The sequence below is a fragment of the Bacillus sp. FSL K6-1012 genome (assembly GCF_037964915.1).
GTDB lineage: Bacteria > Bacillota > Bacilli > Bacillales > Bacillaceae > Bacillus > Bacillus halotolerans.
In genome coordinates, this window is sequence record NZ_CP150175.1 from 3,787,237 (window position 1) to 3,801,143 (window position 13,907).

General features: G+C 44.2%; 15 protein-coding genes. 7 read left to right on the forward strand and 8 right to left on the reverse strand.

All coding sequences use genetic code 11. The features are described from left to right. Positions 1–74: 74 nt before the first annotated feature. The 5 genes from NSS75_RS19615 to NSS75_RS19635 all read right to left on the reverse strand — a co-directional run bounded on the left by NSS75_RS19615 (position 75) and on the right by NSS75_RS19635 (position 5,813). Positions 75–1,484, reverse strand: coding sequence for a right-handed parallel beta-helix repeat-containing protein (locus NSS75_RS19615; protein WP_024123122.1), 1,410 nt, complete (start codon positions 1,482–1,484; stop codon positions 75–77). A gap of 95 nt (positions 1,485–1,579) precedes the next feature. Further along, positions 1,580–3,052, reverse strand: coding sequence for an allantoin permease (pucI, locus tag NSS75_RS19620; RefSeq protein ID WP_024123123.1), 1,473 nt, complete (start codon positions 3,050–3,052; stop codon positions 1,580–1,582). Positions 3,053–3,233: 181 nt separating this feature from the next. Beyond that, positions 3,234–4,595: an MFS transporter gene (locus NSS75_RS19625; RefSeq protein WP_339234579.1), complete on the reverse strand. Its 1,362-nt coding sequence runs from the start codon at positions 4,593–4,595 to the stop codon at positions 3,234–3,236. Continuing rightward, positions 4,592–5,158 carry an isochorismatase family protein gene (locus NSS75_RS19630; RefSeq protein WP_339234581.1) on the reverse strand — a complete coding sequence of 189 codons (567 nt, stop codon included), beginning with the start codon at positions 5,156–5,158 and terminating at the stop codon, positions 4,592–4,594. The genes NSS75_RS19625 and NSS75_RS19630 overlap by 4 nt, the downstream gene beginning before the upstream one ends. Before the next feature lie 187 nt (positions 5,159–5,345). Continuing rightward, positions 5,346–5,813, reverse strand: a complete 468-nt coding sequence (locus tag NSS75_RS19635) for a hypothetical protein (protein ID WP_213418076.1) — start codon at positions 5,811–5,813, stop codon at positions 5,346–5,348. A 281-nt stretch (positions 5,814–6,094) separates the two neighbouring features. On the opposite strand from NSS75_RS19635, the gene amtB reads away from it, so the two are divergent. From amtB to bcrC, 3 genes are all read left to right on the forward strand, one after another. Beyond that, complete coding sequence (gene amtB / locus NSS75_RS19640) at positions 6,095–7,309, forward strand: ammonium transporter AmtB (RefSeq protein WP_024123127.1); 1,215 nt, start codon at positions 6,095–6,097, stop codon at positions 7,307–7,309. A gap of 11 nt (positions 7,310–7,320) precedes the next feature. Continuing rightward, positions 7,321–7,671, forward strand: coding sequence for a P-II family nitrogen regulator (locus NSS75_RS19645; protein WP_010332189.1), 351 nt, complete (start codon positions 7,321–7,323; stop codon positions 7,669–7,671). Between the two features lie 182 nt (positions 7,672–7,853). Beyond that, a complete protein-coding gene (gene bcrC / locus NSS75_RS19650) occupies positions 7,854–8,435 on the forward strand; it encodes an undecaprenyl-diphosphate phosphatase BcrC (RefSeq protein ID WP_024123128.1) in 582 nt (193 codons plus the stop codon). 36 nt (positions 8,436–8,471) lie between these two features. Here the strand turns inward: bcrC and NSS75_RS19655 are convergent, their stop codons facing one another. Together NSS75_RS19655 and spoIIQ are read right to left on the reverse strand one after the other, a co-directional pair. Continuing rightward, positions 8,472–8,894: a VanZ family protein gene (locus NSS75_RS19655; protein ID WP_024123129.1), complete on the reverse strand. Its 423-nt coding sequence runs from the start codon at positions 8,892–8,894 to the stop codon at positions 8,472–8,474. A gap of 109 nt (positions 8,895–9,003) precedes the next feature. After that, entirely contained in the window at positions 9,004–9,876 is an 873-nt protein-coding gene (spoIIQ, locus tag NSS75_RS19660; RefSeq protein ID WP_024123130.1) for a stage II sporulation protein spoIIQ, read from the reverse strand. A gap of 134 nt (positions 9,877–10,010) precedes the next feature. Between spoIIQ and NSS75_RS19665 the strand changes: the two genes are divergently transcribed. Next, positions 10,011–10,508, forward strand: a complete 498-nt coding sequence (locus NSS75_RS19665) for a GNAT family N-acetyltransferase (protein WP_024123131.1) — start codon at positions 10,011–10,013, stop codon at positions 10,506–10,508. Further along, positions 10,505–11,023, forward strand: a complete 519-nt coding sequence (locus tag NSS75_RS19670) for a DUF5362 family protein (RefSeq protein WP_024123132.1) — start codon at positions 10,505–10,507, stop codon at positions 11,021–11,023. The genes NSS75_RS19665 and NSS75_RS19670 overlap by 4 nt, the downstream gene beginning before the upstream one ends. Before the next feature lie 27 nt (positions 11,024–11,050). Here the strand turns inward: NSS75_RS19670 and NSS75_RS19675 are convergent, their stop codons facing one another. Continuing rightward, positions 11,051–11,488, reverse strand: coding sequence for a DUF5392 family protein (locus tag NSS75_RS19675; protein ID WP_024123133.1), 438 nt, complete (start codon positions 11,486–11,488; stop codon positions 11,051–11,053). Positions 11,489–11,730: 242 nt separating this feature from the next. Between NSS75_RS19675 and cls the strand changes: the two genes are divergently transcribed. Together cls and NSS75_RS19685 are read left to right on the forward strand one after the other, a co-directional pair. Beyond that, positions 11,731–13,179 (forward strand): cardiolipin synthase, encoded by a 1,449-nt coding sequence (gene cls / locus NSS75_RS19680; protein WP_024123134.1) that lies wholly within the window; start codon positions 11,731–11,733, stop codon positions 13,177–13,179. 297 nt (positions 13,180–13,476) lie between these two features. Then, positions 13,477–13,866: a DUF5362 family protein gene (locus NSS75_RS19685; protein ID WP_213418078.1), complete on the forward strand. Its 390-nt coding sequence runs from the start codon at positions 13,477–13,479 to the stop codon at positions 13,864–13,866. Positions 13,867–13,907 lie beyond the last annotated feature (41 nt).

Here is a 13,907-nt window from a genome sequence, read left to right on the forward strand (position 1 = left end):
AGTTTGCCGGCAGTCTTTTTTTGCATAAAAAAACGGCATTCTGCTCCGTTGAACGGAATAGAATGCCGCTTCTTTCATGATTCAATAATCGGACGCGCAGGTGAATCCGGATCTAATGTAAAATCAAAAGACTCTTCGTCACGATACATCGGATCTGCATAAATAGAACCGACATCATTTTTCGTTGCTTTTTGATAAGATGAAAACGAGTCGTATTCAGTCTTTTTCCACATCCATAAGCCGTCCTTACCTGCTTCCTTATGGTAAACGTTATGATTGACTGTATTTCCTTCATTGGTTTTAAATTCGTTGGCAATAAACAGCCTTGAATCACTTGCCGTCATGATGTTCTTTTCTATTACGTTGTTTTTTGTATCGTGCTGCAGCAATAGCTGTCCGCCATACAGCTCTTTTGTATCGTTGCGGAAAATAATGTTGTGAGCAATCACAGAACCGGCGGTGCCGCCACGCTCTTTGTCATATCCGCCGATTGAAATACCCGTGTACGCATTCTGGTACACTTTGTTGTCGGTAATGTTTATATCCTCAGCATATTTTCCTTTGTGCTCAGAGGTTGCTTCAATACCGATATCATTTCTGTAAACCGTGTTTTTCCTTATGTCAATATTGCGTCCTCCGTCGACATATATTCCGCCCGCTGAGTACTCATCTCCATAAGCGGGATTTCCGAAAGTTGAATGATGATAGACAGTATTGTTTTCTACGACGCCGTTTCGAACATAATCGTTTTGATCTGCCGTTCCTTCATATCCGATAAGATCGATGCCAATATTGTTATTATCACGGACCAAATTGCCTGCAACCGTAAAGCCGTCAATGTTTCCGTTCAGCACAACCGCTTCACTCGCTCCGAGTGTCAGCTTTTCAACGGTATTATCCGTAATCTTAATGTCTTTCATGCTTCCCGTCCCATAAACCGCAATTCCGTGGGCATTGCCCTCGTCCGCCGTTGTTTTTATATTCCGAACATGATTATCCTTAATCGTGATATGGCTGCTGGATCCAGTCACATAAATTCCCATGGCGGTTGCTTCTTCAGATGAAACAGAGAGATTCTCAATCGTTAAACCGCTGATTGTGATGTAATGTTTATTGTCTATGCGGATTAACGGCGTTTCATATTCTGCGCTCGTCATCGATTTCCCGGTAATGACTGCTTTCTCGTCCTGATAGTTTCGAAACGTGATAGGCTTTCCATCCGCGCCGCTATGCTTCACATCAAGCGGTTCATCATACGTGCCTTCCCGGATGATTACGGTTGTTCCGGCAACAGCTTCCTTAGCGGCATGCGCAAGTGTACGAAATGGCTTTGTTTTCGTCCCTTCATTTTGATCATTGCCGTCAGGAGAAACATATAAGCAGTTCACTGAGTCTTGTTCATTTGCTGCCGTCTTATCATAGGTTAAAGCGATAATAACAGCAGTTAAAACGGCTGCCGCAGAAATAAAAAATGATATTTTCATATTGGATTCTCATTTCTATTTAGAATGGATTTTCTTATATCATTATAAGTTATCCATTTATGGAAAACCATCTCAAATTTCACCTGCATAAGTTCTTATTCAGCTCGACGCACCTGCCCAGAATCATACTTTCCAATAGCCGATGATATCGGCGGGTGAATCCGCATCAGAGCAATATAGACAAGAAATGATGTCAGCACACCTACAAACCATGAGATGTCATATAAGCCTTTTAATGCGGGGACATACATTCCGATTAATGAGATCAGTGCGCCTAAAAGCGTGGCTGCGAATGCCCGGTAGTTATACCCTTTAAAATACACATACCGTCCGGTTTCGGAATAAAGGTCATCAACCGAAAGCTCCCGCTTGCGAATGATAAAGTAATCAGCCATCATGACGCCCGCTACCGGACCGAGCATGCCGCCGATTAAACCGAGAAACGCATAAACGCTGGTTGCGCTCTCCATGAGCTTCCACGGAACCGTAAATAAAGCGAGCAGGGCTGTAATAAAGCTGCCTCGTTTAAAATTAATATATTTCGGCAAAGCATTCGCAATATCATAAGCCGGAGACACGATGTTTGCTGCGACATTAACTGATATGGTGGCAATACAGAGTGTAATCACAGATAATACGATGACATAAGGATTATCAAACCTCGCTAAAATATCAACCACGTCCCAAATCGGCTCGCCGAAAGCAACCTGCGAACCGGAGGTCACCGTAATACTGGCAAACGCAAATAATGCGAAAGTTCCCGGCAAGCCGTAAAACTGGCCTTTAATCTGCTCTTTTTGCGTTTCAGCAAACCGTGTAAAATCAGGTATGTTTAAAATTAACGTCGCCCAAATGCCGATAATGCCGGTGACTCCGGCAGCAAACGGCCAAAATGTTTCTGAAAACGTATGAAATTTTCCAGGCTGCGAATAGATGGGTCCGAGTCCTCCGGCTATATCGACCGCCCACCATACCATGCCGCCAAACACCACATATACTAAAGGACCTGCCCATACCTCGAAACGCTTAATTGATTCCATGCCGTGATGCAATACGAGTAAATGCACAGCCCAAAAGAATACGAAAGAGAGGAAACCAGACAAGTGAATGCCCAGAATATTCCACTCCCCGCCAATCTCTCCCCAGCCGGGCCACATATTTAACAGCAAAATATTCAGCGCCGTGCTTCCGGCAAAGGTTTGAATGCCAAGCCACATAATGGCTGTAAAAGCCCTCAGAAGCGCCGGAATGTTTGCGCCGTAAATTCCATATGAAGCCCGGATAATCACAGGAAACGGCAGCCCGTATTTTGTCCCTGCATGCCCGTTTAAGGCGAGTGCGCCAAACAAAATAAGCGAGGCCGTAATAATGATCGCCATCACCTGCCACGGTGAAAGCCCGATTGCAATTAATCCGCCCACTGTCGCGTAGGTCGGTATATTATGTATGCACCCCATCCAAATCGAGGCAAAGTTTATTGCTTTCCAAGTGCGTTTTTCCTGCCCTAAAGGCAGCAGATCCTCATTGCTCAGCCTGTTTGATTGCTGCTGACTCTCTTTTAACTCCATAGCCGGCTCCCCTTTCAGCATTGTCTATCTTCCGTTATATGTATTGTTTTCTAACATGATATGTTACGTAATATAACTGAAAAGTCAGATAAATACATTGGCTATGATACACAATCCTTTTATTCATTTTTGAGCATCCTAAACAAGAAAAAGAGACAGACTCGCATATCTGTCTCTTTTCTCATGTTCTTGTTTTCATTAAGGCGGTGAATCTCAAAGCCATAAAGAGACTCAATGCGCCTACAGCAATAAGGATCATTCCCATGATATCAAAATGAGCCGCTGTAATCTCTTTACCGAACAGAAGGCCCAGAATCACGGAGGATAAAATTGAGCCGAGGTAACGGCAGGTTTGGAACAGGCCCGAGGTGGTTCCCACCATGTCTGAAGGGCTCGTTTTCAGCATCGCCGCCTGAAGCGCCACGTTTCCAAGTCCGTAACCGATGCCGAGAAGCGACAGGATCAAGCCTTTCCCGATGACCGGAACGCTGATAAAAAAGACCGTTAAGAGTACAGCGCCAGCCGTCATCAGAAGCGCCCCCGCCAAAATCGGCTTGATGACTCCCGATCGGTCAATCCACTTGCCTGTAATGGGCGATACAGCGATGCTCATTCCTGACATGAACAGCATAAACAGACCGCTCGTTTGGACAGAAAGATGCATTTCATCCTGAAAATAACTCGGCAGGCCGAAAAATAAACAGTAGAAGAATACATTGAGTAAAATAAACTGAACGTATACCGCTGACAGGCTTCGCTGCGTTTTAAACAAACGGACATCAATAAACGGCTTCTCCGTTTTCAGCTCACGCCAGATAAATGCGGCAAGCAGAATGACACCAATCACACCTTCTGACGCATGCGGGGATGTGCTGAATGAAAGCAAAAAGGACAGGAGCAAAATGATCCCGCCGGCAAACAAAAGGATTCCCGGAACATCTAGCTGCCGGATAACCGCTCTGATCCCCACCCCTTTTTTCTGATCCTTCGGGAACATATACATCCCGAATAGGAAGCTGAGGATAATAAACGGCAGATTGACGATAAAAATCGCCGGCCAGCCGCCCCAGACAATCAAAAAGCCGCCGACTGTCGGCCCCAGCGCCGTCATTGCAGATGCAAATATGGACAGCACCGCCATGGCTGAAGCCTGGCGCTCATGTATGTGATTTCGTATCAGCCCGACTCCCGACGGATAAATCGCACTGCTCCCCACCGATTGAAACAGCCGCATGACCAGTAATGTCATAAAGGTTGGCGCAAGCGGCGCCCCGATGGCGGAAACCGCCACAAGAATAAGCCCATATAAAAACAACCTTTTCCGCCCAATCAAATCGCCAAGCTTTCCCGTTACAGGCTGGGCCACAGCACTCGCCAAATAGAAAGAGGAGATCAGCCAGGAAACCGTCGTAAACGACAGGTGAAACTCATGCTGGATGCTGTGAAGCGCCAGAGAAATCATAGACGAGTTCAGCGGATTCAGCATCGTTCCTGAAGCTACCGCTGTTAAAAAGACAGCACGGCTCTTTTTTGATATTTTCATTTCACTTGTGATAAAAATTCTTCTGTTGTCCGCGATTTGCCGATTCTCGGAAAAATAAAGCGCAGTGTCGCTTCATGCTCTTCCTCACTGAACGTGGACATCGCGTCAGTAATAAAAATCTGCTGATAGCCAAGCTGAAAGGCCTCGCGAGCCGTACTTTCCACTCCGATATTTGTGGCAATGCCGCATAGTACAATGGTATCAATGCCGCGGCGTCTCAGCTGCAAATCTAAGTCCGTGCCGAAAAACGCGCCCCACTGGCGTTTGGTCACTGTGTAATCTCCGTCCTGCACACCGATTTCCGGAACAAATTCCGCCCAGTCCGCCGGCATTTCACCTGAACCTTCCTGCGCCTGTTCATCCGTTTCCGGCTTTAGCGCATCTACTCCGTCATGGAAGGCTACATTCACAAAGCTGATAAAGCCGTTATGCTTTCGGAATTCGTCAACAAGTTTTTTCGCATTCGGAACAACCTGTCCGCTTTTGTCTATTGGCACAATTCCTTTTTGCAGATCAATGATAACCAATGCTGTGTTTTGAAAAACAATGGTAAGTGTGTTCATTTTGCGTTTCCTCCTGATGCTGGTTAGTGTTTCTCACATCCCATATTTTACTCTCACTTCACATGAATTCTTGCATGACGCTTGTGAAGTTCTCAGGAGAAGCGCTTATCTCACGATTTTTCTTTTATATAAAAATAAAAGGTGGTGCATACAAACATACCGGCAAGCACTGCGATCATAAAAGGTGTCATAGCTTCATCACCCGCCTGCCGTTAATCGGCTGCTGATTAAACATGCCCATAAATTTGCGGCGGTCAATCCAAAGCAGAATCAAACACATGATCATTAATATCGTACTGAGATCCTGCACGCCAATATCAAAACAATAGTTAATCATGACGATGTTCACAATAATCGGCATAAATACAACGGCACCTAACGCAGATGTTCTTGGAATCAACAGCAAAACTGCAGCAATGATTTCTCCAAAGCCTATAAATACTTCATAGACATGAGAATAACCAAAAAATGTCCACGCAATTGTAAATCCCTTTCCCTTTCCCACCGCAGCTGCAATTTCAGGTGTTGCTCCCCCAAACTGCCCCATGACCACTTTCGCCAGGCCGTACACAACAAAATTAAAGGCCAAAAACAACCGGAATGTCGCCGGAATGGACTTTCTTAACGCTCTCAGCAGCCTGCTGCCTTTATTCATATCGCATCCCCCTTAATGTATTATATCAACTAGTACACTTAATACACTATATATAATTCTATTTATTGTCAATTCCCTTTTTTCTCATAAAAACAGAATTATTTTATAGACATAAAGTCTTGTATGGCAAATAGCGTTTTTTCTTTCTTCGCCCGCATCGATAACACACACTAAAAAACATGTTAGGAAATCTCACATGAAAATGTTTTATCATTCTTTTTTCTCTATAATGAAGAAATATAATAATTGCTTTTATTCTGAAAGATACGGAGGAATGAGACATGCAAATGGGCGATACAGTATTTATGTTCTTTTGCGCTTTACTCGTGTGGCTGATGACCCCGGGGTTAGCGTTATTTTATGGAGGAATGGTAAAAAGCAAAAATGTGCTGAGTACAGCAATGCACAGTTTCTCTTCCATCGCCATCGTTTCCATCGTTTGGGTGCTGTTCGGATATACACTTGCCTTCGCACCAGGCAATTCAATCATTGGCGGACTGGAGTGGGCAGGTCTGAAGGGGGTCGGATTTGATCCGGGTGATTACAGCGACACGATTCCCCATTCATTATTTATGATGTTCCAAATGACGTTCGCGGTTCTGACAACTGCCATCATTTCCGGGGCTTTCGCAGAGCGGATGCGATTCGGCGCTTTTCTTTTATTCTCGGTTTTATGGGTTTCATTGGTTTACACGCCGGTTGCTCACTGGGTATGGGGCGGAGGCTGGATCGGCCAGCTTGGCGCACTTGATTTCGCGGGCGGAAACGTTGTTCATATTTCTTCCGGGGTGGCCGGCCTTGTTCTGGCTATCGTGCTCGGCAAACGGAAAGACGGCACAGCGTCTTCTCCGCATAACCTCATTTACACCTTCTTGGGAGGCGCCCTGATTTGGTTCGGCTGGTTCGGTTTTAACGTCGGCAGCGCCCTGACATTAAACGATGTGGCCATGTACGCCTTTATTAATACAAACACAGCAGCTGCAGCGGGGATTGCCGGCTGGATATTGGTTGAATGGATCATCAACAAAAAACCGACGATGCTCGGCGCGGTATCAGGAGCGATCGCAGGACTTGTGGCCATTACGCCGGCGGCCGGGTTTGTCACACCGTTTTCTTCTATTATCATTGGCATCATTGGCGGAGCGGTTTGTTTCTGGGGTGTCTTCTCGCTGAAACAGAAATTCGGATATGATGACGCACTTGACGCCTTTGGCCTGCACGGCATCGGCGGCACATGGGGCGGCATCGCGACAGGATTGTTCGCAACAACTTCAGTCAACTCCGCTGGTGCAGATGGTTTATTCTACGGGGATGCAAGTTTAATCTGGAAACAAATTGTAGCGATCGCCGCAACTTATGTTTTTGTATTTATTGTCACATTCGTTATTATTAAAATTGTAGGCCTCTTCCTTCCCCTACGCGCAACCGAAGAAGAAGAATCACTCGGGCTTGATTTAACAATGCACGGGGAAAAAGCATATCAAGATTCTATGTGAGGAGTGACGCTATGAGCGGTCAAATGTTCAAGGTAGAAATTGTAACGCGTCCGGCAAATTTTGAAAAGCTGAAGCAGGAACTCGGAAAAATCGGAGTCACCTCTCTGACCTTCTCCAATGTTCACGGCTGCGGGCTTCAAAAAGCACATACGGAGCTTTATCGAGGGGTAAAAATAGAAAGCAATGTATATGAACGGTTAAAAATCGAAATCGTGGTCAGCAAGGTTCCTGTTGATCAAGTAACTGAGACCGCTAAGCGGGTTCTGAAAACGGGATCACCGGGTGACGGTAAAATCTTTGTCTATGAAATCGGCAATACGATTAATATCCGCACCGGCGAAGAAGGACCTGAAGCGCTGTAATATCGTTAAGAGATTCGGACACTCCGGATCTCTTTTTTTGCGAACAGAAAAAACCCCCAGAAACGGCGGTACCCATTCGAATCCTCTTCAAGCACCATGATTTCAGACAATCTCTATTTTTATTTGAAACTTTTTCTGAGTAAGGTGAGTCTACTTAATATAAAAATGTAAAAGGTGATTATTTGAATTACGAAATATTTAAAGCTATCCATGGATTATCTCATCACAATTCTGTTCTCGATTCCATTATGGTTTTCATAACGGAATACGCGATCGTTGCCTATGCGCTTATCTTATTGGTGATGTGGCTGTTCGGGAACACACAAAGCAGAAAGAACGTGCTTTACGCAGGAATTACAGGAATTGCGGGTCTTGTGATTAATTTCTTGATTACACAAGTTTATGTTGAACCACGCCCTTTCGTCGCTCACACAGTGCATACGCTGATTCCGCACGATGCAGATGCTTCTTTTCCGAGTGACCACACAACGGGAGCGCTAGCTATTTCGATTGCAATGCTTTTCAGAAACCGTAAAATCGGCTGGCCGCTCGTCATCTTCGGGCTTTTGACCGGTTTTTCACGAATTTGGGTGGGACATCACTATCCTGTAGATGTGTTGGGCAGTCTTGTTGTCGCGATCATTATCGGGTTCCTGTTCTTTAGATTTTCAGATCTTCTTCGCCCGTTCGTTGATTTCATCGTTCGAATCTATGAAGCGATTATCAACAAGATTACGAAAAAACCAACCGATCAAAATTTCTAAGCAAAAAAGCCGGCCTCTGAATGCAGAGCGCCGGCTTTAATATTTTTCATACACCTGATGTTTTTTCCGCTTTGCGATAACAAATAATCCAAGAAACAGGGCAATCCCAACACTGTCAATGAGCACATCCCGGATACAGCCGTTTCTGCTGAAGAAAAGCTGAATGATTTCCGTAAAAACGGCAAACACGAATGCTCCGGCCGAGGCCCATTTTATACAGCTCCATTGCTTCCAGAGCAAATATGTCAGCACGAAGAAAGAAAACGCGTGCCCGATTTTTTGAATTACAGCTTCAGGCGTGGTCAGCTGAGTAAAATCCATGTCTAAAAATTGGTATAGATCAGGATGCGGATGAAAGTGAAATGCCACTGTCTGCGACATCACCATATCACTGAAGCTTTCTGTACAGACAGAGAGTAAAATGAAGAAGATCCAGCCTGCGAGTAATAGACGATGCATAAAAACAGCCTCCTTTCCAGCGGCATCTTGTGCATGTAAATACATAGACGGCACAGTGAAACAAAAAGTAACAAAAAAACGCCTATCACACCGATAGACGTTTTCTTCATTAGGACTGTTCAGTGCCTTCTGTTGTGCTGCTTTCTTTGGAACCTGATTTGTCAGTTGAATCATCCGTTTTGTCCTCGGATTTTTCGTCAGTTCCTTTTTCAGTCGAACCATCCTTTTTTTCTGATGATTGCTGAATGGATTCTTCTGTTTCCTCAGTTGCAGCTTTTTCTTCTGCAGCTGCCGCTTTTTCAATAGAAGAAACCGGCTTGTCCATAAAGTTCAGCGGGTTCATAGCAACTCCGTCTTTACGGATTTCAAAGTGTACGTGGTTGCCGCTTTCTTCGCTGTAAAGGTTCTTGCCAGACTTTCCGATGACCTGGTTTTGCTTCACCTTGTCGCCTTGCTCAACACCTACTTCAGAAAGTGATTGATACACAGTAGATAACCCATCAGCATGTTCGATTTCCACAACATATCCCAGCACTGGATCTTTTTCAGCTTTCACAACCGTACCGCTTAGAGAAGCAGAAACATCGAAATCTTTTCCGTCTTTCTCAGCTAAGTCAATTCCTTTGCTTAGGCTGTACGTGTTATTATAGGTAACGAGTGCTGCTTCTTTTTCTTCTTTTGCGGCATCAGTTTCATAGAACTTTTTCACAACAGAAACGTTTTCAGAATCAACAACCGGCATTGCGACATTTTCCATAGACTTTCCTACTTCAACTGCATCGTCGTTGTTGTCATACGCGGAGCTTCCGCCGTTATCAGCTAACTGATCCTTTACCTCATCATTTGATACAGATTGATACCAAAGGACAGCTGTTAAAATGACGGCCGCACTGACTAAGTAAATTGCAGGGAACACCCAGCGTTTACGAAAAAACTGCTGAAGTTTTTTGACTTGAGAAGTTTTCTTTTCTTCCTCTCTCATTGTTTCATCACCTCAGCAACATTCTGAACACTTTTCTGAAAATATATACATCGATATAAAAAACTTTTTTAGATATAGTTTGTGCAGGCTGATAAGAAAATATGTAATTTTTTTGAGAGGAGAACAAGATACGTATGAACTTAACATTACGTCTTGCTGAAAAAAAGGATATAGAAGCGGTTGTAGCGATTTATAACTCTACGATTGCCTCGCGAATGGTAACAGCCGATACTGAACCGGTAACTCCGGAAGACCGGATGGCATGGTTTTTGGGACATACAGACGAACGGCCGCTGTATGTTGCTGAGGATGAAAACGGGGACGTGGCTGCCTGGATCAGCTTCGAAAGATTTTACGGCAGGCCTGCTTATAATAAAACAGCCGAGATCAGCATATACATTCATGAATCATGCCGCGGCAAAGGCGCCGGAACGCATTTGCTTCAGGAAGCGCTCCGCATCGCGCCGGAGCTTGGCATCCGCTCGCTTATGGCCTTCATTTTCGGACATAACAAGCCTAGCCTGAAGCTGTTTGAAAAGCACGGTTTCAAGGAATGGGGGTTATTCCCCGGCATTGCCGAAATGGACGGCAAGCGATATGACTTAAAAATATTAGGGAGAGAGCTATCATGATTAGTCTTGATAAAGATGAAAACCATATTGAAAATCATCACGAAGAAAACAGCGTGACCGAGCAGGAGAACAACAGCACAGAGGGCGAAAAACGAGAACTGAGCGCTGCTGCCGTCAAATCGCTTTCAGACATTGCAAAGTGGGGCAAAATAACAGGAATTCTTTTGATTGTCATGGGCGCGCTGGCTGCCCTCTCGGCTTTAATGACAGTCATAGGCGCTATTCCAGGCGTTCTGCTCATTATTTCAGGCGTATTTCTGATGCGGTCGGCAAAATCAGCCAAAGAGGCGAGCGGAAATCTGACCGGCAGTGCGGGTGAAAGCATGCTGGAGAACTACGGAAAATTTATTAAAATGCAATTATTCTACGCTGCATCAAGTATCGCCGCAGGCCTTATCGGAATCATACTGCTTATTTTCTTCCTCGTATTTGTCGGCATCGCCGCTTTTGAGGATATGGATACGTATGAAGACCCGGATTCCTATTATTATGAAGATGAGCCCGTATTTGAATAAAAAGAGCTGACCCATGTCAGCTCTTTTTTAATACAGCATTTTCTTGCGTCTGTCTTCTTCAGTCAAAAACTCAACAAAGCTCCGCATCGCAAACGGTTCTTCCTTGATCTGGCGCGTATACGTGTTTTTGCGCTCTTCTGAAAGAATTTCGCTCTTTTTGATTCTGTTCAGCATATAAATATGAACGGTCTTTTGAATTTGTTTATGCTGATAGCCCGCTTCTTTAAAAAATGCTAATCCAAGTGCAGCAAGAAGCGCAAAAAGTCCGGCGCTGATCAGAGACTCTCTGTCTGCTGAAGCATGAAAAAGGAAAGCAGCCAAATTAAAGAGAGAGAATGCAGCAAGCGGAACAGCAAGAAAACGGTAGATGACAGTTTTCTTCATTAAAGGCTGTACAGCCTTTTGAATTTTTTGCATTTCTGTTTTAATGAACCCCGGCATTTGTTCAATTCTGTAAAAGTTCATGTAATTCTCCCCCTTTATTTGATTTGCAAGGCTTCACGAACGTTATCATATGAGTTTATTTTAACGCAGGTGCAAGCTGGTTTTAAAGAAATCTGCCCGTGTTTTTCGCGAAGAATCTGGATCAACACACTTTATTCTTTTAAAAAGTCAGTGTTATAATTTGTAATGGGAATCAGATTGCTGTTATTCATGGAATACTAATGGCAATCTTCTTGATAAATATGAATTAGCGGGGTTACAAAGTGAGTATTTCTTCCATCCTTTTGTCACTTTTTTTCATTTTGAATATTCTTTTGGCCATCATTGTCATATTCAAAGAACGGCGCGATGCCAGTGCATCATGGGCTTGGCTGCTTGTTCTTTTCTTTATTCCCGTTTTAGGCTTTATTTTATACCTATTATTCGGTCATAATCTCAGACGCAAGCATTTGTTTCAATGGGAGGATCGAAAGAAAATCGGAATCGAAAAGCTGCTGCAGCATCAGCTTGAAGAATTAGAAAACAGGCAATTTCAGTTCAACAACCGGGCAACCTTTGATAATAAGGATTTAATATATATGCTCATCATGAATAATCACGCTGTCTTTACAGAGGATAATTCAGTTGATGTCATAACAGACGGACGTGATAAGTTTCAGCGGCTTTTACATGACATATCAAAGGCAAAGGATCATATCCATCTACAATATTATATTTACAAAGGTGATGAATTAGGAAAAAAATTGCGGGACGCCCTCATTCAAAAAGCGAAAGAAGGTGTTCAGGTCAGGGTTTTGTATGATGAGCTCGGGTCCAGAACGCTGCGCAAAAAGTTTTTTAAAGAACTGCGTGAGGCCGGCGGGCATGTGGAGGTCTTTTTCCCTTCAAAGCTCAGGCCGATTAACCTTCGGCTGAATTACCGCAACCACCGAAAGCTTGTTATCATAGACGGCATAACCGGTTATGTCGGAGGGTTTAATGTCGGGGATGAATATCTCGGGCTCAATCCGAAGTTCGGCTATTGGCGCGATACCCATATTCGATTGCAGGGAACGGCCGTTCACGCCATTCAGACACGATTCATCCTTGACTGGAACCAAGCTTCACATCATCATACGCTCACCTATATCCCGAACCACTTTCCCGATTGCAGCCCAAAGGGAAACGTCGGGATGCAGATTGTTACGAGCGGGCCCGATTCCGAATGGGAACAAATTAAAAATGGCTACATCAAAATGATTTCAAACGCCAAGCGGAACATTTTGATACAAACACCTTATTTTATTCCGGACGCAAGCCTGCTGGATGCATTGAGAATCGCGTGCCTGTCAGGCATTGATGTCAACATTATGATACCGAACAAGCCTGATCATGCTTTTGTATACTGGGCCACGCTTTCGTATATCGGGGATCTTTTAAAGGCCGGAGCCACCGTCTATATATACGATAATGGCTTTATCCATGCGAAAACAATCGTGGTGGATGACGAAATTGCATCGGTCGGTACAGCGAATATTGACGTCCGAAGCTTCAGGCTGAATTTTGAGGTTAATGCATTTATTTATGATATCAACATTGCCAAAAAACTGGTTTCTACATTTAAAGAAGATTTGCTCGTATCCAGAAAATACACCTACGAGGAATATCAGCAGCGGTCATTATGGATCCGCATCAAGGAATCCGTGTCACGGCTGCTGTCGCCGATTTTATAAGATGTGCCAATCCCCCCGGCCTTTATGGCCGGGGCTTTTCAGCATGGTCATAATCTATCATCACGCACCCCGTAAAAACGCGCGTGACCTTTCTCATATAGCGTGCAACCGTAATAAAAAATCACTAATATGATCACGGAATTTATCAACAGCGGCTTGCACCTCCGGATCGTCAGGCCAAACCCCATTCACACCGCGGCAAAATCAATTCATTATTTCTATTTCTTTATACAAAACTTCTCACAAATAGTGTATAAAAGAAAAGTGAGTATTTTTTTGTAAAGGGGACCCGTGTCAATGAATCTGGAAACGGTCAACAAAACCCTCATCAGTATTTCAAAATGGGGAAAAGCAACAGGCATTTTATTTATTATTATGGGCGCTTTTACTGCGCTTTCAGGCGCGTTCTTTTTTCTTATCGGCGCAGTGCCGGGCGTACTGCAAATCATTTCAGGCATCTTTTTGATGCGGTCAGCAAAAGAAGCAGGCTTAATGGCTGAAAAGCATAGCGGGCAATCTGAGGATTTAATGCTGGAGAACTATGCGAAATTTGTAAAGATGCAAGGGATTTATTTAATCGTGAGCATCGCTGTATCGATTCTGGCGATCATCGCATTCTTCATCTTTCTAATGCTTGGAATTGCCGACGGCATATTCAGCGATTATAATACGTACAGCACCTATTAATTAGAAAAACCCGGAGCATGGGACTGACCCCCGTTTTTGAG